Origin of the sequence: Microbacterium marinilacus (assembly GCF_019753765.1) — a bacterium.
Classification (GTDB): domain Bacteria; phylum Actinomycetota; class Actinomycetes; order Actinomycetales; family Microbacteriaceae; genus Microbacterium; species Microbacterium marinilacus.
The window spans coordinates 43,127-64,423 of record NZ_JAIJZW010000001.1 but is presented as its reverse complement, the minus strand read 5'-3'; the positions used below and the strand labels follow the sequence as shown (position 1 = coordinate 64,423).

Genomic DNA, 21,297 nt, shown 5'->3' with positions numbered 1-21,297 from the left:
GTCGCGCCCGGCGCGGCGCGGCCCGGCGCCTCACACCTCGTCGAGGAACGACAGGTAGGGGTTGCGCAGCCGCCGCTCGGGGTCGAGCTCGCGGGCCAGCGCCGCGAAGTCGCCGAGCCGCGGCCAGAGCTCGGCGCGCTGACGCGCGTCCAGCGTCGAGAGCTTGCCCCAGTGCGGACGCGCCGAGAAGGGCGCGAGCGCCGCCTCGATCTCGGCGACGACCGCCTCGACCGCCGGCTGATCCGGCTTCCAGGTGAAGTGCAGCCCGACCGCGTCGGTGCCGTAGGCGGGGCTCAGCCACAGCCCGTCCGCGCGCATCGTGCGCACCTCGGTGACCTGGATGAGCGGCGCGATCCGGTCGGCGAGCCCGCGCAGCGCGCGGATCGCCGCGACCGCGTGGCGGCGTGGCACCAGGTGCTCCGACTGCAGCTCGGCGCCCGCCGAGGGGGTGTGGCTCAGGCGGAAGTGCGGCAGCCGGTCGAGCCACCGCCCGGGCTCGCCCAGCTGCGGCGTGCACGCCGCGGGCGAGACGCCGTCGAGCATGTGCACCGGACCGGCGGCGGCAGCCGGGGCTCCCGGAAGCTCCGGCGCATCGGCGTCGCGTGACTTCGTCCACACCTGGTCGACGACGTCCGGATCGGCCCACCGCAGGAACAGGCTCACGCTGTAGGCGGCTCCGGTGACCGCGTCGAGATGCGCCAGCGCCGTCTCGAGCGGCAGCCGCTCGTAGACGCGCTGGCGGACCTCGAACGACGGCTCGATGTCGAGCGTCAGCGACGTGACGATGCCCAGGGCGCCGAGAGACACCACGGCGGCGTCGAACGCGGCGTCTCCGCGGCGCAGGCGCAGCACCTCTCCGCCCGGCGTCACCAGCTCGAGCGCCGCCACCGCGGACGACAGCGTGCCGACCCCGTCGCCCGAGCCGTGCGTGCCGGTCGCGACGGCGCCCGCGACCGAGATGTGCGGCAGAGACGCCAGGTTCGACAGCGCCCACCCCTCCGACTCGAGCGCCTGCGCCAGGTGGCCGTACCGGGTGCCGGCGCCGACCGTCACCGTCCGCGCCTCGGCGTCGACCGTCGGCGCGGCGGTGAGCCCGGCGGTCGAGACGAGCGTCCCGTCCGTGTCGGCGATCAGGCTGAACGAGTGCCCCGTGCCGAGCGCCCGCACCGGGCCCGGCGAGGCGAAGACATCGCGGACCTCGTCCATCGACGTAGGGCTGACGATCCGCGATGCACGGAAGCGGACGTTGCCCGCCCAGTTGACCAGCTCGGTGTCGGACATCAGGACTCCCCTCCGGCGGCGACGTCGCGCGCCAGTCTCTCCCCGGCCGCGCGCAGCCAGCGCACGGGATCCGACAGCGCGGCGTCGGCCGATCCCGACAGCGCCGTCAGCGAGATCACATCGATGCCGTCGGTCTCGGCGTCGTCGTCGACCCTGCCGGCGACGACGGCGACGCGGGCGCCGGCCGACGCGCCGAGCTCGACGACGAACGACGGCGTCTTGCCGCCGGCCGACTGCCCGTCGTACGACCCCTCGCCGGTGATCACGACGTCAGCGCCGTGCACGGCTCCCGTCAGGCCGGTGAGCTCGGCGATCTCGGCGGCACCGCCGACGAGCCTCGCTCCCCAGGCGAGCAGCCCGAAGCCGGCCCCGCCCGCCGCGCCGGCGCCCGGCGTGTCCGGATCGGCGGGCAGCAGGCCCGCGAGCCGCTCGAGCCCCGCCTCCGCGCGTTCGATCCCGCCGTCGTCCAGCCCCTTCTGCGGGCCGAACACGCGCGCCGCTCCCTCGGGGCCGGTGAGCGCGTTCGTCACGTCCGTCAGCACCAGGACGCCGCCGTCCGGCACCGCGCGCAGGCGGGTGAGGTCGGCCTTGCGCAGCTCGTCCAGTCCGGCGGCCCCCGGCGGCACCGACACGTCGTACTCGTCGGTGAAGCGCGCCCCCAGCGCGGTGAGCAGCCCGATGCCGCCGTCGGTGGACGCGCTCGACCCGATGCCGAGGACGAGCCGCGAGACCCCGTGGTCGAGGGCGGCCCGGATCGCCTGACCGAAGCCGATCGTCGAGGCGTCGCGACCGCGCAGCCCGCCGGTGAGCAGCTCGATGCCCGACGTCGAGGCGAGCTCGACGACGCCCGTCCCCCCGGGCAGCGCATCGTCGGGCGGCAGCAGCAGCCACGACGCGTCGACGGGAACCGCCGCCGGCCCGGTGACGCGCAGGGGCATCCGTCGAGCGTCCGGCACGGCGGCGGCGAACGCCTCGAGCGTGCCCTCTCCCCCGTCGGCCATGGGCCGCAGCTCGATGTCGGCCGACGGCTCGACCGTCCGCCAGCCGTCGGCGAGCGCCCCGGCGACCTCACCGGCGGCGCACGTGCCCTTGAAGCTGTCCGGGGCGATGACGACGCGTCTGCTCATCCCGCCATCCTCTCGCACGACGGACTCGCCGGCTGTCGCCTCAGAGGGTCGCGGTCAGGCGGGCCTTCTCGGCGTCGACGTCGAAGGACGCCACCGGCCACTGCGGATCGATCTGCTCGAGCGTCTCCAGGAGGAGCTCCTGCACCGCGAGGCGGGCGTACCACTTGCGGTCGGCGGGCACCACGAACCACGGAGCGTCGTCGGTCGAGGTGCGGCGCAGCACGGTCTCGTACGCCGCCATGTAGGCGGGCCATTGGGATCGCTCGTCGACGTCGCCGGGGTTGTACTTCCAGTGCTTGTCCGGGCGCTCGAGCCGGTCGAGAAGGCGCTTCCCCTGCTCCTGGGGCGAGATGTGCAGCATCACCTTGATGATCCGCGTGCCCGACTCGGTGAGGCGGCGCTCGAAGTCGACGATCGCCCCGTAGCGCCGCTCGATCTCCTCGGGCTCGGCGAGGCCGCGCACCCTTCCGATCAGCACGTCCTCGTAGTGCGACCGGTCGAACACGCCGATCAGCCCGGGGCCGGGCACCCGCTTCTCGATGCGCCACAGGAAGTCGTGCGCGAGCTCGTCCTCCGTCGGCGCCTTGAACGCCGCCAGCTGGATGCCCTGAGGGTCGACGCCGCCGACCACGTGACGCACGATGCCGCCCTTGCCGGCCGAGTCCATCGCCTGCAGCACCAGCAGCACCGAGTCGCGTGCCGTCCCGCCGCGGCTGGCGGCGTAGAGCCGCTCCTGGTACTCGGCGAGCTGATCCAGCCCGGCGGCGAGGTCCTTCTCGCCGTCCTTCTTCCCGCCGCCGTATCCGGGCGTCGACGCCGGATCGAGGTTCTCGAGCCGGAAGCCCCTGCCGACGCGCAGCGCCGTGAGCGCGTCCTCGGTCCATCGGGCCTGGCTCTTCGCGGTCATGCCGCACATTCAACCATCCGCCGTGCCGGGACCGTGTGGTCGGCGCGACCCGTGTCGGGCAAGCGGCACCGTAGGCGCCGGGCGAGACCGAGATCGCCGCGCGAGACCGGGGCCGCCGTGGCCGGTCTCGCGCGGCCGTTCCGGTCTCGCGCGGCCGACCCGGTCTCGCGCGGACCCGGGTGTGCGGGTGCGGGTGCGGGTCAGCGCGGCAGCGGGACCTCGATGACCCGGCGGGCGCCGGGCGTCACGAGCGCCTGGTCGAGCGCCGAACGGGTCGTGACCCGGGTGTGCTCCCAGCCGTAGGCGCGGGCCAACGACGCGAGGTCTGCGGTCTGAGGGGTGAACTGGACGCGGGTCATGTCCTCCGCGCTCGCCACCCGGGCGACCTCGAGCCCGTCGAAGATCGTGCCGCCGCCGTCGTTGCCGACGACGATCTGGACGCGCGCGGCGTCCTCCGAGTCGGGCAGCAGCAGCGCGCCGGCATCGTGCAGGAACGCGAGGTCGCCGAGAAGCACCCTCGTGACCCCGGGGCGGCCCTCCGCCTGGCTCGCCAGCGCGATGCCGGTCGCCGTGGCGATCGTGCCGTCGATGCCGGCGAGGCCGCGGTTGGCGTGCACGGGCACGCGCTTGCCGGGCAGCACGGCGTCCGCGACGCGCACGAGGCGCGACGACCCGAAGACCAGGCGGTCGTGCGGCCAGGTCGCCGCCCACACCGCGGCGACCAGCTGCTCGCGGTCGAGCGGACGGCGGACTGCCGCCAGCTCCGCGCCCACCGCCTGCGAGCGCGTGCGCGGATCGTTCGAGCTCAGCCCCGCCAGGTCGGGGGCGGGCGCGTCCAGGTCGACGGCGTGCGCTGCCGAGGCGCGCATCCACGCGCCCAGCCACTCGCGATCGGGGTCGCCCGCCGCGATCGACAAGGCGTCCGCGTGGACAGTCGCGTGGTTGAGGTCGAGTCGCTCGCCGGGCCCCGCCACCGCGATCACCTCGACGTCGTCGCGCGACAGCAGCGCGGTGACCTCGCGCGACAGCGTCGGATGTCCGAGCACGACGGCGCGCTCGATCCTGCCGCCCAGCCGGGAGTCGCGCAGCAGCGTGCGATAGCCCTGCACGACGTGACGCCCGAAGCGCGAACCGCTCACGATCTCGGCGATCAGCGGCCACCCGCCGAGGTGCGCGAGCTCCTCGGCTTCCGGCCCCGCGTCGGCGCCGGCCACCACGACCGTGCGCATCCCCTGCGTCAGCACGAGCGGGTCCCCTGCCGCCGGAACGGGGGCGGGCGCGCCGACGCGGATCTCGCCCGCGGCGAGCCAACCGGGCAGGGACCCGGCGAGCGGCTCGCGATAGGGCAGGTTCAGATGGGCGACTCCCTGCACCGGCCCGAGCGCGACCCGCGCGAACGCCTCCGCGGCGACGGCACGCACACGATCGGTCTCGCCGTCGGCGCCCTCCGGCGTCGGCAGGTCCTCGGCGAAGAGCACGTCGCGGAACAAGCCGGGCTGGGACGTCGTCTGGTTCGCACCGATGCCGCGCAGCTCCGGCGGCCTGTCGGCGGTCAGGAGCAGCAGGGGGACGCCGGCGTGACGCGCCTCGAGCGCTGCCGGCATCAGGTTCGCCACGGCGGTTCCGGACGTGCAGATCACCACCGCGGGAACCCGCGTCTCGCGCCCGATGCCGAGCGCGGTGAACCCCGCCACCCGCTCGTCGATGCGGACGTGCAGCCGGATGCGGCCCGCGCGCTCGAGCGCCGCGGCGGCGAGCGCGAGAGCCTGCGACCGAGAACCCGGGCTGACGACGACATGCCGGACACCGGCGGACACCAGCTCGTCGAGCAGAGCGGCCGCGGCGTCGCTCGCGGGCGACGCCAGCGCGCCGTCGTCGACGGTCACGTCAGCGGGCTCCGCCGCGGGACCCGCCCTCGGGACCGAGCCCGTCCGGGTCCTGTCCCTCGTCGTCGCCGCGCGCGTCGAGGTCGTCGTCCTCCGCGTCGAGGCGCGCGAGCTCCTCCTCCAGCTGCCGGATGCGCTCGTCCTGATCGCTGACGCCGTGCAGGGTGCCGAGGAAGCTCGGGTCGTCGTCCGGGGCGACGACGCGGCCGGCCGGCTCGCGCCGCGCACGACCCAGCACGAACCACAGCAGGCCGCCGAGGACGGGGATCAGAACGACGATGGCGATCCAGGCGCCCTTCGATACGCCGCGGTGGCGAGTGGGGGCCTGCACCGCGCAATCGACGATGCTGAAGACCCAGAACACCACGGCGGCGATGCCGAGGACGATCAAGAGGCGAGCCACATGATCATCCTAGGCGCGCCCGCTGTGCAGGGGATGTGCACCGGACGTCAACCCGGCGTGCATGCCTCGTGCACCCGGCAGGGCCACAGGTCGCGCTCTTAGAATCGACGCGTGAAGAAGTCGGCCGGCCTGTCGTTCCTGCTCTACTCTGTGCTGCGCCTCGCGGCCTTCCTGGTGCCGTTCGGGCTGATGATGCTGCTGCCGGCGTTCCAGGAGCTGTGGTGGCTCGCCGCGGTGTTCGCCGCCCTCATCGGGCTGAGCATCTCGATCCTGTTCCTCCGCCGTCCCCTCGCCGACATGTCGCAGACGCTGGCCGAGCGACGCGACGCGGCCCCCACGAAGTCCGCCCGCGAGATCGACGACGAGATCGAGGACGAGGCGAACGAGGCCGCGATCCGCGACCAGTCCTGACCGCTCTCAGCCGACGAACGCCCAGAACAGGAAGCCCGCGTACCCGAGCGCCGTGAGCGACGTCAGGCTCAGCGCGGTGACCAGCTCGCGCGGCTCGCGATACGCCCACACGATGACGATCGCGGGCGCCGCGGCGAGCAGCGCGAGCGACGCCATCCAGGCGATCGGGTAGAACAGCGCCAGGTACCACGTGATCGCGAACGCGACGAAGACGAACGCCGTGTAGAGGATCTGGGTGCCGCGGCGGCCGATGCGGACGCTGAGCGTGCGCTTCCCGACCCGGCGGTCCTGATCGATGTCGCGCAGGTTGTTGGCCAGCAGCACCGCGCAGGCCAGCAGTCCCGCGCCGATGGCGCCGAACCAGGCCGCCTGCGGCAACGCGAGCGCCTGCACCCACGTCGTGCCGAGCGTGGCGACGAGGCCGAAGAAGACGAACACGAACACCTCGCCCAGGGCGTTGTACCCGTAGGGCCGCTTGCCGCCGGTGTAGTACCAGGCGGCGACGATGGACGCCGCTCCCACGGCCAGGAACCACCACTGCTGCGTGCGGACGGTGATGGCCAGCCCGGCGAGCGCGGCGATCCCGAAGAACACGAACGCCGCGACCAGCACGCTGCGCGGCGTGACGCGACCCGACGCCGTGAGCCGGGCCGGTCCGACGCGGTGGGCGTCGGTGCCGCGGACGCCGTCGCTGTAGTCGTTGGCGAAGTTCACGCCGATCTGCAGCGACACCGCCACGACGAGGCACGCGAGCGCGATCACCCAGTGGAAGACGTGCGTCGCGAGGATCGCGGCCCCGGTGCCGATGACGACGGGGGCGACGGCGAGCGGCAGCGTGCGCAGGCGCGCAGCGCCGATCCAGTCGCCGACCGTGACCGGGCGCGCGACGGTCGCCGCCGCGCGCGTGCGCTTCGCCGGATTGCCGCTGATCCCTCGGGTGCTCTTCGACTTCGCCACGATCCCCGATCCTAGGACGAGACACGACGGCAGGGCTCGCCGGGTGGCGTGCACGGCCCACGACCGCGCCCCGGTCAGCGCTCGGCGACCAGGCGCTTCAGGGCGACGCGGTCGGGCTTGCCGGACGACAGGCGCGGCACCTCGTCGAGCAGCAGGATGCGCGCCGGGCGGGCAGGGGCGCCGATCGCCCCGGCGGCCGAGGCGCGGGCGGCAACGAGCGCGCCGTCGGGATCGGAGACGTCGGCGCGCGCGGCGACCACGACGGGCACCTCGCCCCAGCGCTCGTCCGGCGCGGCGACGACGACGGCGCCGGACAGTCCGGGCACGTCGCGCACGACGCGCTCGACCCGGTCGAGGGACACGTTCACACCGCCCGAGACGATCACGTTGTCGACGCGTCCGGTCACTCGCACGACGCCGTCCTCGACCGTGCCGGCGTCACCCGTGCGGTACCAGCGCGTACCCTCGGCATCGCGCACGAAGACGCGGTCGGTCAGCTCCGGGTCGTCCAGGTAGCCGTCGGCGAGGGTCGGCCCCGCGATCCGCAGCTCGCCGCCGGTGTCCGCCACGCGCGTGCCGTCGAGCGGCACGCCGTCGTACACGCATCCGCCGGCCGTCTCGCTCGATCCGTACGTGCGCACGATGCGCGCGCCGTGCGCGGCCGCCCGCTCGCGCAGCGCCACGGGCAGCGCCTGGCCGCCCACCAGCACCGCCTCGAAGGACGCGAGCGCGCGGCGCACGCCGGCGTCCTCGTCCGCGGCGTCGACGAGGGTCTGCAGCTGTGCGGGAACGAGCGACGTGTAGATCGGCACCCGCTCGCCGCCGCGCGACGAGTGCATGCCCGACACCACGTGCGCGAACGCCGCGGCCGAGAACCGGCCCGACAGGATTGCGGGCTCGGTGCCCTGCACGAGGGAGCGCACCAGCACCTGCACGCCCGCGACGTACGCAGCCGGCAGCGCCAGCAGCCACTGGCCGGCGCCGATCCGCGCGGCCGTCGCCAGCGCGCTGGAGGTGAGCGCCGCGCGGGACAGCTGCACGCTCTTCGGCACGCCGCTCGACCCGGACGTCGTCACCACGACGGCGGTCCCGGGGCGCACCTCGCCCGGCTGCAGGCGCCCCTCGGCCCCGAGCGCGACCGCGGGGCCCGCGCCGAGGGCCGCCCGCAGGGCGCGCAGCACGTCGCGGGGGTCGTCGCCGGCCAGCGGTTCGAGCCTCATCGTCTCGACGGCCGCCGGGTCAGAAGTGCCAGGGGTAGGGAGACCAGTCCGGCTCGCGCTTCTCGAGGAACGCGTCCCTGCCCTCGACCGCCTCGTCCGTGCCGTAGGCGAGGCGGGTGGTCTCGCCCGCGAACACCTGCAGGCCCGGCAGGCCGTCGTCGACCGCGTTGAACGCGAACTTCAGCATGCGGATCGCGGTGGGCGACTTGGTGAGCACGGTGCGCGCCATGGCGATCGCCTCGCGCTCGAGCTCGGCGTGCGGCACGACGCGGTTCACGGCGCCCATCTCGTACATGCGCTGAGCGGAATGCTCCTCGGCGAGGAAGAACACCTCGCGCGCGAGCTTCTGCCCGATCTGGCGGGCGAAGTACGCGGAGCCGTAGCCGGCGTCGAACGAGCCCACGTCCGCGTCTGTCTGCTTGAAGCGCGCGTGCTCGGCGCTGGCGATAGTCAGATCGCAGACCACGTGCAGCGAGTGCCCGCCGCCGGCGGCCCAGCCGGGGACGACGGCGACGACGACCTTCGGCATGAAGCGGATGAGGCGCTGCACCTCGAGGATGTGCAGCCGGCCGGCGCGTGCGGTGTCCCCGACCGAGCCCTCCTCGTCCGAGTACTTGTAGCCGTCGCGGCCCCGGATGCGCTGGTCGCCGCCCGAGCAGAACGCCCACCCGCCGTCCTTCGGGCTCGGGCCGTTCCCGGTCAGCAGCACCACCCCGACCCGCGGATCCTGCCGGGCGATGTCGAGGGCGCGGTACAGCTCGTCCACCGTCGCCGGGCGGAACGCGTTGCGCACCTCGGGGCGGTCGAAGGCGATGCGCGCGATCCGGCCGTCCTTCGAGACGTGCGCGGTGATGTCCTGGTAACGGTCCGCCCCGGGCGCGGCATCCCACTCGTCGGGGTCGAACAGGTCGGACACGAAGGAGGCGCTCACCCGACCAGCCTATTCCGCCCGGTTCTCAGCCGTTCTTCGCGTCGCGCCATGCCAGCCAGCGCTGCACGGCGCCGAAGTCGATGTCGGGCCCGGAGACGCCGAGGGTGAACAGCCGGACGCCCGCGTCGAAGAGCGCGTCGGCGTCGCCCTCGGTGCGGCTCTTCAGCTCGTTGGAGATCACGAGGTCGGCGGTGTCGCGCTGCTCCTTCTCGGCGTGACGGGCGATCACGTCGAGCTTGTGCGGCAGCTCCTCGGGCGAGACGAAGCTGTGCCAGTAGTCGGCGTGACGCGCGACGAGGCGCAGCGTCTTCTGCTCGCCCTTGCCGCCGATCAGGATCGGGATGTCGCGCGTGGGCGCGGGGTTGAGCCGGGGCCAGCGGGCCTCGATGCGGGCGAGTCCCGCCGCGAGGGCGTCCAGCCGGGAGCCGGCCGTGCCGAACTCGTAGCCGTACTCGTCGTAGTCGCGCTCGAACCATCCCGAGCCGGTGCCGAAGATGAACCGGCCCGTCTCGCCGCCCTTCTTCGAGATGTGGTCGATGGTGCGGGCCATATCGGCCTGCAGGTCGGCGTTTCGGTAGCTGTTGCAGTTCACCAGCGCGCCGAACTCGACGCGCTCGGTCTGCTCGGCCCAGGCGGCCAGCAGGCTCCAGCCCTCGAAGTGCGTGCCGTCGGGGTCGCCCGAGAGCGGGTAGAAGTGGTCCCAGTCGAACAGCACGTCGACGCCCATGTCCTCGAGCCGGGCGACGGCGTCGCGGATGACCGCGTACGACGCGTGGTGCTGCGGGGCGAGCTGGACACCGAGGCGGACGGGAATGTCGGTCGAGAAGTCAGGCATGGCGTCAGGCTAGCGGCGGGGAAGCGCGCCGGGGCCGGATCCCGTCGATCCGGTGCGCGGGGATAGAGGGCAGCGGGGCAGGATGGGCACATGGACGCGCAGCTTGCAGACATCCTCGGTTCGGTGCGGGTGGTGTCGCTGCCGCTCGCGACGCGGTTCCGCGGCGTGGACCACCGCGAGGCAGCTCTGTTCGAGGGCCCGGAGGGCTGGGCCGAGTTCTCGCCCTTCCTGGAGTACGGCGACGCCGAGGCGGCGACGTGGCTCGCTGCCGCCATCGACTTCGCCTGGGCCCGGCAGCCCGCCCCCGTGCGCGACGCGATCCCGGTGAACGCGACCCTGCCCGCCGTCGAGGCCGAACGTGTGCCCGACGTCCTGGCGCGCTACGACGGATGCCGCACCGTCAAGGTCAAGGTCGCCGAGCCGGGTCAGGAGCTCGGCGACGATGTCGCGCGCGTCCGGGCCGTTCGCGCCGCGATCGGCCCGGAGGGCCGCATCCGCCTCGATGCCAACGGGGGGTGGAACGTCGACGAGGCGGAGCACGCCGCGCACGCGCTGGCCGAGTTCGACCTCGAGTACCTCGAGCAGCCGTGCGCGACGGTCGACGAGCTGGTCGAGCTGCGCGCGCGACTGCGGCGCTGGGACCTGCCGGTGGCCGCCGACGAGAGCGTGCGGAAGGCGCAGGATCCGGTCGCGGTCGCGCGGGCGGGCGCCGCCGACCTGCTCGTGGTGAAGGCGCAGCCGCTCGGCGGTGCGCGGCGCGCGCTCGAGATCGTGTCGGAGGCCGGGCTCCCGGCGGTGGTGTCGAGCGCCCTCGACACGTCGATCGGGCTGTCCCAGGGGGCGACGCTGGCGGCGGCGCTGCCCGACCTGCCCTATGACTGCGGGCTCGGCACCGCCTCGCTGCTCGCGGCCGATGTGGTCGCCGAGCCGCTCGTCCCGCGCGGGGGCGCGATCTCCGTCGGCCGCCTCGTCCCGGACGGCGCGCTGCTCGACGCGCATGCCGCCCCTCCGGGGCGCCGCGACTGGTGGCGCGAACGGATCGCGCGCTGCCACGCCGTGCTCGCGGCGCGCGCCTGAGCTCAGCTCGCGTCGAGCAGCAGCAGCTGCACGATGCGCCCGACCTCGGCGCCGCGCAGCTCGGAGAGCTCCTCGTCGCTCACGCCCGCGATCGCGGCTCGGGCAGACACGTCCGACCACACGGCGAGGATCATCCGCGCCGCGTCGTGCGAGGGCACGCGCAGCGAGAGGCACTTCGTCGTCCTGATCTCCTCGATCAGCTGCACGACCTCGCCGACCATCTCGCGCTCCTGCGCCACGTAGGCGGCCGCGAACTCGCGGTCGCGCATCGCGTGGATCGTGATCTCCTGCATGAGCAGTCCGCTGAGGCGGTCGTTTCCGATCGCGTCCAGGATGTCGACGATCGCGGCCGTGTCCTCGGGGTCGATGTGCAGGCCTTGTCCGCCGTTGATCTCGTCGATGCGGGCGCGCACGGCCGCCACGCGGTCCTGCGCGACGTGCTTGGCGAGCTCAAGGAACATCTCGTCCTTCGACTCGAAGTTCGAGTAGAAGGCGCCGCGGGTGAAGCCGGCGCGCTCGCAGATGGCCTCGACCGACGCCTCGCCGAGGCCGACCTCGGCGAAGACCTGTGCGGCGGCGTCGAGCAGACGCGCACGCGTGTTCTCCCGGCTGCGGGTCCGCTCACGTGCGGAGGCCGGCGCGTTGGCGCTCGTGTCGGTCACGGCACCCCTTCCGCTTCATATGAAACGCCCAGACAGGCGGCTTGCTCAGCTCGCTCTAACGATACACACTTGTATCGGATACAGCGTTGTATCGAAATTCGTCGTTCCCCCATCGGAGGCGCCTGTGTCCACCCTGCTCTACACGCTCGGCCGCTGGTCGTTCCGCCACTCCTGGCGCGTGCTCATCGGATGGCTCCTCATCCTCGCCGCCGTCGGCGGCGCAGCCGCGGGGCTGAACAAGGGCTTCGACAACTCCTTCTCCATCCCCGGCACCGAGGCCCAAGAGGGCCTGTCGCAGCTCAACCGCACCTTCCCGCAGGTGTCGGGAACGAGCGCGCAGTTCATCGTCGTGGCCGCCGACGGCGACGACGTGACCGACGCCGCCTACCGCGACCCGATCGAGGACATCGTCGCGGAGCTGGAGGACGTCGACGGCGTCTCGAGCGTCACGTCGCCGTACGACGAGATGGTGACCGGCATGGTGTCGGACGACGACACCGCCGCGATCACGCGCCTGCAGTTCGAGGGCACGATGACCGACATCACCGACGACGACAAGGAGGCGCTCCACGAGGTCGTCGACGGGCTCATCGACGAGCTGCCCGATGGTTCGCAGGTGGCCCTCGGCGGCGAGCTGTTCGCGACCGAACTGCCCACGATCACCCTGACGGAGGCCGTCGGCGTCATCATCGCGCTGCTCGTCCTGATCGTCACGTTCCGCTCGTTCGTGCTCGCGGGTCTGCCGTTGGGCGTGGCGCTCATCGGCGTCGGCGTCTCGATGCTCGGCATCCTCGCGGCCACCCAGTGGGCCACGGTGTCGGCGACCACGCCGATGCTGGCGCTGATGCTCGGCCTCGCCGTCGGCATCGACTACGCCCTGTTCATCGCCGCGCGACATCAGGACCAGGTGCGCGACGGCATGGACCCGGAGGAGTCCGCAGGTCGCGCGACCGGCACCGCCGGCTCCGCCGTCGTGTTCGCCGGCGTCACCGTGCTGATCGCGCTGGTCGGGCTCGGGTTCGCGGGCATCCCCTTCCTCACCACGATGGGCATCGCGGCAGCCGTGGCCGTCGCGGTCGCCGTGCTGATCGCCGTCACCCTCACCCCGGCCGTGCTGGGCTTCGTGGGGCACCGCGCGACCGGCCGCGCGCCGCGACCGCGCCGCGCGCGCAAGGGCCGGGAGGCGACGCCGCGTCGCGGCTTCGCCGCCCGCTGGGTCGGGGGCGTCACCCGCCACCCGATCGTCACGACGGTCGCGGTGGTGCTCGGGCTCGGGCTGCTGGCGGCGCCCGTGGGCAGCCTGGCCCTCGCCCTGCCCAACGCCGGCGTGCTGCCGAAGGACAACGAGGCGCGCATCGGCTACGACCTCACGTCAGAGCACTTCGGAGCCGGCTTCAACGGCCCGCTCATCCTGACCGGCACGATCGTCACCTCCACCGATCCCGTCGGCCTCATGGACGACCTGAAGGAAGAGGTCGAGGCGATCGACGGCGTCAAGGAGGTCGCCCTGGCGACCCCGAACGAGACCGCCGACACCGGCATCGTGCAGGTCGTGCCCGAGACCGGTCCGGACGACCCCGCGACGAGCGATCTGGTGCGCGAGCTGCGGTCGCATCACGACGAGTGGCTCGACGAGTACGGCATCGATCTGAAGATCACCGGATCGACCGCGGTCGGCATCGACATCTCCGACCGCCTGGGCGCGGCGCTGGTGCCGTTCGGGATCTTCGTCGTCGGCCTGTCGTTCATCCTGCTGATGATCGTGTTCCGCTCGATCTGGGTGCCGTTGAAGGCGGCGCTCGGCTACCTGCTGTCGATCCTCGCCGCGTTCGGGGTCGTGGCCGCGGTGTTCTCGTGGGGCTGGGGCGCCGACCTGCTGCACGTGACCCGCACGGGGCCCATCATCGCGTTCATGCCGATCGTCGTGATGGGCGTGCTGTTCGGCCTGGCGATGGACTACGAGGTGTTCCTCGTCTCCCGCATGCGCGAGGACTTCGTGCACGCCGCCCGCCGGCTCGGAGCCACCCGCGACGTCGCGGTCGACGCCGTGCGCTCGGGCTTCACCGCGTCTGCCCGCGTGGTGACGGCGGCGGCGGTGATCATGTTCGCCGTGTTCGCCGCGTTCGTGCCCGAGGGCGACTCCAATCTGAAGCCGATCGCGCTCGCGCTGGCCGTGGGCATCGCGGTCGACGCGTTCGTGGTGCGGATGACCCTCGTGCCCGCCGTGATGGCTCTGCTGGGAGACAAGGCCTGGTGGATGCCGAAGTGGCTCGACCGGCTCCTCCCCCACTTCGACATCGAGGGAGAGGCCGTCGAGCGCGAGCGCGCCCTGGCCGACTGGCCGGAACCGGCCAGCACCGCGGTGGTCGCCGCGGAGGGGCTCGAGGTCGCCGCCGACGACGTCGTGCTCGCGTCGGGCGCCACGTTCCGTGCCGAGCCGGGCGAGGCGCTGGTCGTCACGTCGGCCGACCCGCGATCCGCCCGAGCGGTCGGGCTCGCCGTCGCGGGTCGCACCCCCGCGAGCGACGGGCTGCTGCGCGTGGCGGGGCATCTGCTCCCGGGACGCGCGGCATGGGTGCGCACGCACGTCGGCCTCGCCCTGCTGGGTCAGGGCGGGCCCGGATCCGACGAGCCGGCCCGCGCGGTCAGGCTCGCCGCCAGAGGCGGCACACGGCTGCTGGTAGTGGACGGCGCCGATGCGATCGACCCCGCCGAGCGCGACCAGGTGGCCGCCGTCCTGCGCGACGCGCGACGCTCCCTCGAACCCACCCCGCTGACCGTCGTGCTGACGGGATCCGACTCCGGCACGATCCGCGGGCTGCTCGCCGACGCGGGCTGGGATGACCCCCGCTCCGTGTCCGTCGGCACCTCCTCCCCTTCCTCGACCGCCCACGCCCTCTCCGAGGTGAACGCATGACCTTCCTTCAGACCGGCATCGAGCGCGCCCGCAGCGCGAAGCCCGTGACCTGGCTCACCCTCGTCGGCGTCCTGCTGCTGCCCGCGCTCGTGGGCGGAGTGCTGGTCGCGGCGCTCTACAACCCGACCGAGCGGCTCGACAACATGACCGCGGCGATCGTCAACCTCGACGAGCCGGTCACGATCCAGGACCAGTACACCCCGCTGGGGCGCCAGCTCTCGGCGGGGCTCGTGGAGGGCTCCGACGACATCGACAGCAACCTCACGTGGGTGCTGTCGAACGAGGAGGACGCGGCGGAGGGCCTGGACGACGGCACCTACCAGGCTGTCGTGACGATCCCCGAGGAGTTCTCCGCCGCCGCCACGTCATCGGGCCAGAGGCTGTCAGGCGAGGACGAGGAGCCCGAGCAGGCGACGATCCAGGTCGTGACCGCGCCCGACGCGCGACTGGTCGACCAGGCGATCACCGATCAGATCGCGTCGGTCGCCACCGCCTCCATGGGGCAGATGCTCTCGGAGGCGACGCTGTCGAACGTGCTGATCGGCTTCACCACGCTCAACGAGCAGCTGGGCGAGGCCGCCGACGGCGCCTCGCAGCTCGCCGACGGCGCCGGCGAGGCGCGCGACGGCGCGACCTCGCTGGCAGACGGAGCCTCGCAGCTCGCCGACGGCGCGGGCCAGCTGGGGACCGGAGCGGGATCGCTCGCCGACGGCGCCGGCCAGCTCGCGAGCGGTGCCGGGGAGCTCTCCACCGGCGCCTCGGGCGTGGCGGACGGCGCGGCCGAGCTCGCCACCGGCGTGAACGGCGTCGCAGACGGCGCCGGCGGCCTCGCGGGCGGCGCCTCGCAGCTCGCCGACGGCGCGGGCCAGCTGTCGGGCGGGGCGAACGAGCTCTCCGGCGGTGCGGCCGACCTCGCCGGCGGCGCCTCGGGTGTGGCCGACGGGGCCGCCGGGCTCGCCGACGGCGTCGGCACGCTCGCGAGCGGCACGCGCGACGCCGCGGCGGGAGCCACGGAGATCGCCACCGGCCTCGAGAACGGCGCGGCGACGATCGAGCGCGACGGTCTGGTGCCCGCGGAGCTCACCACGGGCGCGGCAGGCGTCGCGGAAGGCGTGGCCGGGCTCGCGACGGGGCTCGACCAGCTGTCGCAGCAGTGCGCGGCGGCCGGCGGCGCGGAGCAGTTCTGCGCACAGCTCGCCGCGACGGCCGGCGGAGCGACTGACCTGTCGGGCGGGGCGACCCAGGTCTCCGACGGCGTGGGAGCCCTCGCCGCCCAGCTGCCGGCCGGCATCGCCACGCAGCTGCGGACCGCGGCGGCCGGGGCGGGTGAGCTCGCCTCGGGCCTCACGCAGCTCGCCGACGGCGGGGACGAGGCGGCGGCCGGGGCGGGTGAGCTCGCGTCCGGCGCCGACCAGCTCGCCACGGGCGCCACCGCGCTCTCGTCGGGTGCCGGCGAGCTCGCGTCCGGGGCGAGCGGCCTCTCCGACGGCGCGGGCGAGCTCTCGGGCGGCGCCTCGCAGCTGGCCGATGGCGCGGCTCAGGCCGCCGGCGGCGCCTCGCAGCTGTCGGACGGTGCCGGCCAGCTGGCGACCGGCGCGAGCGGTCTGGCGACCGGGACGTCCCAGCTCGCCAGCGGCGCGGGCGAGCTGAGCACGGGCGCCGGGTCGCTCTCCACCGGCGCGGGCGAGCTGGCCGACGGCACGTCGCAGCTCGGCTCGGGCATCGGCGAGCTCTGGAACGGCACGCGCGAGCTGGCGAGCGGCCTCGACGAGGCGACCGAGCAGATCCCGACGTACACCGAGGACGAGGCGGATGACATCGCCACCGTCGTCGCCGACCCGGTCTCGGCCTCGTCCGGCACGGGCGTGACGATGTTCGGAGCGTCGGCGATCCCCCTGCTCGCCGCGATCGTGCTGTGGTTCGGCGGCCTCGCGACGTTCGTGGCGCTGCGCTCGGTCACGGCGCGAGCGCTCACCTCGCGGCGCGCCTCGGTGCTGCTCGCGGGCGGCGCGCTGCTGCCGGCCGCGCTGGTCGGCGCGGTGCAGGGAGTGCTGGTCGCGGCGGTGATCCAGGCGGTGGGCGGCTACGAGGCGGGCACTGCCTGGACGCTGTTCGGCCTCTGCGCACTGATCGGCGTCGCGTTCGCCGCAGTGCACCAGGCGCTGGTCGCCGTGCTCGGCGGCGCGGGCCGTTGGGTGGCGGCGCTCGTCGGGGCGGTCGCGCTGGCGACCGGCATCGTCTCGACCCTCCCCGGCTGGCTGTCTCAGCTGTCGGGCGCCCTTCCCACGGCGCCCGCGTACCGGGCGCTGCTCGGTGCCGTGACGGATGCCGGCGGCACGGGCGGTGCCGTCGCCGGGCTGATCGTCTGGGCTGTGCTGGCGTTCATCGTGACGATCCTCGCGGTCGCGCGGCGGCGCACGGTGTCGACCAAGGCGCTGCTCGCCGGCTCCCCCGCCTAGCCGGCACGCGAGACGGCCCGGTCCCTTTCGGGGCCGGGCCGTCTCCGTCGATAACAGCGAGCGATTCGCGCCGAGGTTCCATGCTCTGACGACGGGAATGCCGCCTTCCACGGATGAATCCCGACGGGACTGTCCGAAGAAGACGGCATCTCCGTGCCAGGGCGCAGCGCGCCCGAGGCGGGTCAGGCGGCGACGGCCTCGCGCTCGCGCTCGGGCTCGGCCACGCGCCGGCGCGCGAAGCGCTTGAGAGCGACGACGGCGAAGCCTCCGACGAGCACGCCGGCGATCAGCGCCACGGCGAAGCCCCAGAGCGGGTCGATCGCGAAGAACACGAAGGCGCCGCCGTGCGGGGCCTTCGATCCGACCAGGAACAGCATGCTCAGGAAGCCGGTCACCGCGCCGCCCAGCATCGAGGCGGGGATGACGCGCAGCGGGTCCGCGGCGGCGAACGGGATCGCGCCCTCGGAGATGAACGACAGTCCGAGCAGCCAGGCCGCCTTGCCGTTCTCCCGCTCGGGCGCGCTGAACCCGTCGCGGTCGAGCACCGTCGAGGCGAACGCCATCATCAGCGGCGGCACCATGCCCGCCGCCATCACGGCCGCCATGATGTAGTACGGCACCGGGTTGCCCTCCGATGCGGCGCCGAGGCCCGCCACGGCGAACGAGTACGCCACCTTGTTGATCGGCCCGCCGAGGTCGAAGCACATCATCAGGCCCAGGATGATGCCGACCAACGGCAGGAGGCCCGAGGCCGCCAGCCCGTTGAGTCCGTCCGTGAGGGATCCCATGAGGGCGGCGATCGGCGCCCCGAGGAACAGCACCAGCAGTCCGCTGGCGAACAGCGATCCGAGCAGCGGGATGATGACCACCGGCATCAGGCCGCGCAGCCACCGCGGCACGGTGAGCGAGCCGAGCCACCAGGCCGCGAGGCCGGCGAGCAGGCCGCCCACGATGCCGCCGATGAAGCCCGCGCTGGTCAGCAGCGCGACGGATCCCGCGACGAAGCCCGGGGCGATGCCGGGACGGTCGGCGATCGCGAACGCGATGTAGCCGGCGAGCGCGGGCACGAGGAAGCCCATCGAGATGCCGCCGATCGAGAACGACACGGCGCCGAGGTACTGCAGCAGCCCGCCCTCGGGCAGGTTCCACAGCGCGTTCTCGACCGCGATCTGGTTCGCCACGGCATCGATCCGGTACCCGCCGAGCAGGAACCCCAGCGCGAGCAGCAGGCCGCCGCCCGCGACGAAGGGGATCATGTACGAGACGCCGGTGAGCAGGATGCGCTGGATACGCGCCCCGAACGACTCCGCCTGCGCGGGGCCGCGATCGGACGCCGCCGCGCTTCCGCTCACGCGCTCGGCTGAGGGGTCGGCGGCCGCAGCGGTCGCGAGCCCGAGCAGCTCGGCCGGGTGCTCGATGCCCGCCTTCACCGCGCGGCGGATCACCGGCTTGCCCGCGAACCGCTGGGGCTCGCGCACGTCCACGTCGACCGCGAACACGACGGCGTCGGCCGCCGCGATGATATCCGGGTCGATTGCGGCGTACCCGCTGGAGCCCTGCGGCTCGACGTGGAAGTCGACGCCGGCCTTCTTGGCGGCCGCGGCGAGCGCGTCCGCGGCCATATAGGTGTGGGCGATGCCGGTCGCGCACGCCGTGACGGCCACGATGCGCGCCGGCCGGCCGTCGACGAGCAGCGCGTCTCCCCCGACCGGGGCGGACGACGCGGCCGGGGCCGCAGCCGGGGCCGAGGTCGCCCCGGCGGGCGCCGGCTCCGCCGCATCGGTCTCGCCGATGGCCGAGCGGACGATCCCGACGACCTCCTCGGCGTCGCCTGCGCCGCGCAGCGCCGCGAGGAAGTCCTCGTCCATCAGGTTGCGGGCGAGCGACGACAGCACCGCGAGGTGCTCCTGCGCCGCGGTGTCGGGGGCGGCGATCATGAAGACGATGTCGCTCGGCTCGTCCTCGGCGCCGAAGTCGACGCCGGGTGCCAGCCGGGCGAAGGCGAGCGATGCCTGCGTGACGACCGCGCTCTTCGCGTGCGGGATGGCGATGCCGCCCGGCAGACCCGTGGCGTCCTGCTGCTCGCGCGCCCAGGCGGCGTCGTAGAGCGCGTCGGCGTCGGTGGCTCGTCCTTCGGCGACGAACCGCGCCGCGAGAGCGCGCAGCACGCTCTGCTTGTCTGGCCCGAGGTCCTCGTCGAGGCTCACGAGCCTCGCGGTGATGGTGGACGGGGTGGTGGTGGACACTTCTCCTCCTCGAGGGTGTGGCGGGTGCGCCGGGGCCGGAGCCACCGGCGACGCGGGTTCAGTTCAGGGGGCGAACGGGGATGTCCCCGGCGGGAAGATCGGCCGGGGTGGCGAGCTGGGTGCCGGGCAGCGCCGCGGTCGCCGAACCGTGACGGATCGCGGAGCGCAGCCTCGCCGCGGCGTCGCCGCCGGCGAGGTCGGCGAGCAGGTACCCGGCGAGGGCGCTGTCTCCCGCCCCGACGGTGCTTCGCACCTCGGTGGGCGGCGGCGTCGCGATCCAGGCGCCGTCGGAGTCGGCGAGCACCGCTCCCGCCCCGCCCAGCGTCACGAGCGCGGCGCGCACCTGATGCGGCACGACGGCGTCGACGAGGCCGCGCACCGCGTCCGGGGCGGACGCGACGTCTCGGCGCATGCCGGCGGCGATCCGCGACGCCTCCTCGGCGGGCAACGGGCGGAGGGTGCGCATCAGCCCGATCACGAGGTCGATCAGCTCGTCGTCGTTGGGCTTGACGAGGTCGACGGCCCCCGAGGCGACCGCCTCGACCAGCGCCTGGCCGGAGGTGTCGACGGCGATCCGCGGCGGCCGCTCGGCACGGGCGCGCACGGCGAGCGCGACGTCGACGTAGAAGTCCGACGGCACGCCGGGCGGGAGCGATCCGCACAGCGCGAGCCAGGCGGCGCCGTCGCAGGCGGCGACGACCGCGTCGATGAGCTCTGCGGTCTCGGCGGCCCCGACGCCGGCACCGGGCAGGTTGACCTTGGTGGTCTCGCCGTCCGCGTCCGTGATCGCCAGGTTGACGCGGGCGTGCCCGGCGATCGGCACCGCGCGCACCGGCAGGTCCTCGAGCAGCGCCGCGTACGGGTCGTCGACGGCGAGGGGCAGCACGGCCGTGACGGGGGCTCCCGCGGCGGCGAGCACGCGGGCCACGTTGACGCCCTTGCCCCCGGCGTCCTCGCGCGCGGAGCGCGCCTGCTGCACCTCTCCGGGGACGAGAGGCTCGTCGAGCAGGATGGTGCGGTCGACGGCGGGGTTCATCGTGAGCGTGACGATCATGCGACCCATACCTCCACGTCGGCGACGGCCAGCGCGTCGGCGAGCGCGCCGCTGGGCGCGGCGTCCGTCACGAGCACGTCGACCTCGTCGAGGCCGGCGAACCGCCGCAGCGACTCGACCTCGAACTTGGTGCGGTCGGCGAGCAGCACCACCCGCCGGGCGGCGCGGACGATGGCGCGCTTGACATCGGCCTCCTCGGGGTCGGGGGTGCTGGCGCCGAAGCCGGCGGAGAGCCCGTTGACCCCGACGAACGCGATGTCGGGCCGCAGCGCGTCGATCGCGGCCACGGTGCCGGCGCCGACGGCCGCGCCCGTGACGCCGCGCACGCGTCCGCCGATCGTGGTGACCTCGGCCACGCCCGCGGTGGTGAGTGCCGCGGCGAGCACGACCGAGTGCGTCACGACGCGGATGTCGGCGCCCGCGCGAGCGGGCAGCAAGTCGGCGAGCGCGGACGTCGTGGTGCCGGCGTCCAGCAGCACCGAGCCGGTGAACGAGGCCCCGAGCGCGGCGATCGCGCGCTCGGCGATCGCGCGCTTCGCGGCACCGCCGCGGGCGAGGCGTTCGCGCAGGTCGGTCTCCGCGGCGCTGCCGCGGTCGGAGGCCACCGCTCCCCCGTGCACACGGCGCAGGGCGCCCGCGTCCTCCAGCACCGCGAGGTCTCGGCGGACGGTCTCGGTGGTGACCCCGAGACGCTCCGAGAGGTCGGCGACTGCGACGCGCTGCTCGTCCTGCAGCACGCGCTCGATGAACTCTCTGCGCTCCGTCGCGTACATGGCCCTCCTCGTTGCCGGACAAGGAGAAGATACAACCGATTCCCACAGAAAACAACACAGTCGAAGATTCGGAGCCGACCCGCGTCGTCCGGCGACGCGGGTCGGCGTCCGAGCAGCAGAAAGGCGGGCGGCCCCACCCACACCGGCTAGG

The 21,297-nt window shown here is 74.0% G+C and carries 17 protein-coding genes; 4 read left to right on the top strand and 13 right to left on the bottom strand.

Annotation, left to right across the window (positions count from 1 at the left end):
* Positions 1 to 30: 30 nt before the first annotated feature.
* The 5 genes from K5S26_RS00295 to K5S26_RS00275 all read right to left on the bottom strand — a co-directional run bounded on the left by K5S26_RS00295 (position 31) and on the right by K5S26_RS00275 (position 5,604).
* A complete protein-coding gene (locus tag K5S26_RS00295; RefSeq protein ID WP_221854920.1) occupies positions 31 to 1,281 on the bottom strand; it encodes an FAD-binding protein in 1,251 nt (416 codons plus the stop codon).
* Positions 1,281 to 2,408 (bottom strand): glycerate kinase, encoded by a 1,128-nt coding sequence (locus K5S26_RS00290; protein ID WP_221854918.1) that lies wholly within the window; start codon positions 2,406 to 2,408, stop codon positions 1,281 to 1,283. The genes K5S26_RS00295 and K5S26_RS00290 overlap by 1 nt, the downstream gene beginning before the upstream one ends.
* 40 nt (positions 2,409 to 2,448) lie before the next feature.
* Entirely contained in the window at positions 2,449 to 3,315 is an 867-nt protein-coding gene (locus K5S26_RS00285; protein ID WP_221854916.1) for a polyphosphate kinase 2 family protein, read from the bottom strand.
* Between the two features lie 200 nt (positions 3,316 to 3,515).
* The gene (gene menD, locus K5S26_RS00280) at positions 3,516 to 5,201 is read right to left on the bottom strand and encodes a 2-succinyl-5-enolpyruvyl-6-hydroxy-3-cyclohexene-1-carboxylic-acid synthase (protein ID WP_221854914.1); all 1,686 of its coding nucleotides are present in this window, start codon (positions 5,199 to 5,201) and stop codon (positions 3,516 to 3,518) included.
* A 1-nt stretch (position 5,202) separates the two neighbouring features.
* A complete protein-coding gene (locus tag K5S26_RS00275; RefSeq protein ID WP_221854912.1) occupies positions 5,203 to 5,604 on the bottom strand; it encodes a PLD nuclease N-terminal domain-containing protein in 402 nt (133 codons plus the stop codon).
* Positions 5,605 to 5,715: 111 nt separating this feature from the next.
* Between K5S26_RS00275 and K5S26_RS00270 the strand changes: the two genes are divergently transcribed.
* The gene (locus tag K5S26_RS00270) at positions 5,716 to 6,015 is read left to right on the top strand and encodes a DUF4229 domain-containing protein (RefSeq protein ID WP_221854910.1); all 300 of its coding nucleotides are present in this window, start codon (positions 5,716 to 5,718) and stop codon (positions 6,013 to 6,015) included.
* 6 nt (positions 6,016 to 6,021) lie between these two features.
* On the opposite strand, the gene K5S26_RS00265 is transcribed toward K5S26_RS00270, so the two are convergent.
* The 4 genes from K5S26_RS00265 to K5S26_RS00250 all read right to left on the bottom strand — a co-directional run bounded on the left by K5S26_RS00265 (position 6,022) and on the right by K5S26_RS00250 (position 9,958).
* Positions 6,022 to 6,972 carry a 1,4-dihydroxy-2-naphthoate polyprenyltransferase gene (locus K5S26_RS00265; RefSeq protein WP_308122704.1) on the bottom strand — a complete coding sequence of 317 codons (951 nt, stop codon included), beginning with the start codon at positions 6,970 to 6,972 and terminating at the stop codon, positions 6,022 to 6,024.
* Positions 6,973 to 7,046: 74 nt separating this feature from the next.
* Positions 7,047 to 8,192: an AMP-binding protein gene (locus K5S26_RS00260; protein WP_221854908.1), complete on the bottom strand. Its 1,146-nt coding sequence runs from the start codon at positions 8,190 to 8,192 to the stop codon at positions 7,047 to 7,049.
* 19 nt (positions 8,193 to 8,211) lie between these two features.
* The gene (locus tag K5S26_RS00255) at positions 8,212 to 9,123 is read right to left on the bottom strand and encodes a 1,4-dihydroxy-2-naphthoyl-CoA synthase (RefSeq protein ID WP_221854906.1); all 912 of its coding nucleotides are present in this window, start codon (positions 9,121 to 9,123) and stop codon (positions 8,212 to 8,214) included.
* A 25-nt stretch (positions 9,124 to 9,148) separates the two neighbouring features.
* Positions 9,149 to 9,958, bottom strand: coding sequence for an LLM class F420-dependent oxidoreductase (locus K5S26_RS00250; RefSeq protein WP_221854904.1), 810 nt, complete (start codon positions 9,956 to 9,958; stop codon positions 9,149 to 9,151).
* Positions 9,959 to 10,048: 90 nt separating this feature from the next.
* Between K5S26_RS00250 and K5S26_RS00245 the strand changes: the two genes are divergently transcribed.
* A complete protein-coding gene (locus K5S26_RS00245; protein ID WP_221854902.1) occupies positions 10,049 to 11,035 on the top strand; it encodes an o-succinylbenzoate synthase in 987 nt (328 codons plus the stop codon).
* 2 nt (positions 11,036 to 11,037) lie between these two features.
* Here K5S26_RS00245 and K5S26_RS00240 read toward each other — a convergent pair whose 3' ends face one another.
* Positions 11,038 to 11,697: a TetR/AcrR family transcriptional regulator gene (locus K5S26_RS00240; RefSeq protein WP_221854900.1), complete on the bottom strand. Its 660-nt coding sequence runs from the start codon at positions 11,695 to 11,697 to the stop codon at positions 11,038 to 11,040.
* Positions 11,698 to 11,821: 124 nt separating this feature from the next.
* Between K5S26_RS00240 and K5S26_RS00235 the strand changes: the two genes are divergently transcribed.
* Together K5S26_RS00235 and K5S26_RS00230 are read left to right on the top strand one after the other, a co-directional pair.
* Positions 11,822 to 14,614: an MMPL family transporter gene (locus tag K5S26_RS00235; RefSeq protein ID WP_221854898.1), complete on the top strand. Its 2,793-nt coding sequence runs from the start codon at positions 11,822 to 11,824 to the stop codon at positions 14,612 to 14,614.
* A complete protein-coding gene (locus K5S26_RS00230) occupies positions 14,611 to 17,073 on the top strand; it encodes a YhgE/Pip domain-containing protein (RefSeq protein WP_221854897.1) in 2,463 nt (820 codons plus the stop codon). The genes K5S26_RS00235 and K5S26_RS00230 overlap by 4 nt, the downstream gene beginning before the upstream one ends.
* Positions 17,074 to 17,255: 182 nt before the next feature.
* On the opposite strand, the gene K5S26_RS00225 is transcribed toward K5S26_RS00230, so the two are convergent.
* The 3 genes from K5S26_RS00225 to K5S26_RS00215 are packed head-to-tail and all read right to left on the bottom strand — an operon-like array spanning position 17,256 to position 21,146.
* Positions 17,256 to 19,319 carry a PTS fructose transporter subunit IIABC gene (locus tag K5S26_RS00225; protein ID WP_221854895.1) on the bottom strand — a complete coding sequence of 688 codons (2,064 nt, stop codon included), beginning with the start codon at positions 19,317 to 19,319 and terminating at the stop codon, positions 17,256 to 17,258.
* A 58-nt stretch (positions 19,320 to 19,377) separates the two neighbouring features.
* Positions 19,378 to 20,373, bottom strand: coding sequence for a 1-phosphofructokinase family hexose kinase (locus K5S26_RS00220; protein ID WP_221854893.1), 996 nt, complete (start codon positions 20,371 to 20,373; stop codon positions 19,378 to 19,380).
* On the bottom strand, positions 20,370 to 21,146 hold the full coding sequence (locus K5S26_RS00215; protein WP_221854891.1) for a DeoR/GlpR family DNA-binding transcription regulator: 777 nt from the start codon (positions 21,144 to 21,146) through the stop codon (positions 20,370 to 20,372). The genes K5S26_RS00220 and K5S26_RS00215 overlap by 4 nt, the downstream gene beginning before the upstream one ends.
* Positions 21,147 to 21,297 lie beyond the last annotated feature (151 nt).

Excerpts from the sequence above, each read along its gene's own strand:
- K5S26_RS00285 (WP_221854916.1), bottom strand. The coding sequence starts at position 3,315 with ATGACCGCGAAGAGCCAGGCCCGATGGACCGAGGACGCGCTCACGGCG.
- K5S26_RS00230 (WP_221854897.1), top strand. The coding sequence starts at position 14,611 with ATGACCTTCCTTCAGACCGGCATCGAGCGCGCCCGCAGCGCGAAGCCC.
- K5S26_RS00215 (WP_221854891.1), bottom strand. The coding sequence starts at position 21,146 with ATGTACGCGACGGAGCGCAGAGAGTTCATCGAGCGCGTGCTGCAGGAC.
- K5S26_RS00295 (WP_221854920.1), bottom strand. The coding sequence starts at position 1,281 with ATGTCCGACACCGAGCTGGTCAACTGGGCGGGCAACGTCCGCTTCCGT.
- K5S26_RS00220 (WP_221854893.1), bottom strand. The coding sequence starts at position 20,373 with ATGATCGTCACGCTCACGATGAACCCCGCCGTCGACCGCACCATCCTG.
- K5S26_RS00245 (WP_221854902.1), top strand. The coding sequence starts at position 10,049 with ATGGACGCGCAGCTTGCAGACATCCTCGGTTCGGTGCGGGTGGTGTCG.
- K5S26_RS00260 (WP_221854908.1), bottom strand. The coding sequence starts at position 8,192 with ATGAGGCTCGAACCGCTGGCCGGCGACGACCCCCGCGACGTGCTGCGC.
- K5S26_RS00250 (WP_221854904.1), bottom strand. The coding sequence starts at position 9,958 with ATGCCTGACTTCTCGACCGACATTCCCGTCCGCCTCGGTGTCCAGCTC.
- K5S26_RS00290 (WP_221854918.1), bottom strand. The coding sequence starts at position 2,408 with ATGAGCAGACGCGTCGTCATCGCCCCGGACAGCTTCAAGGGCACGTGC.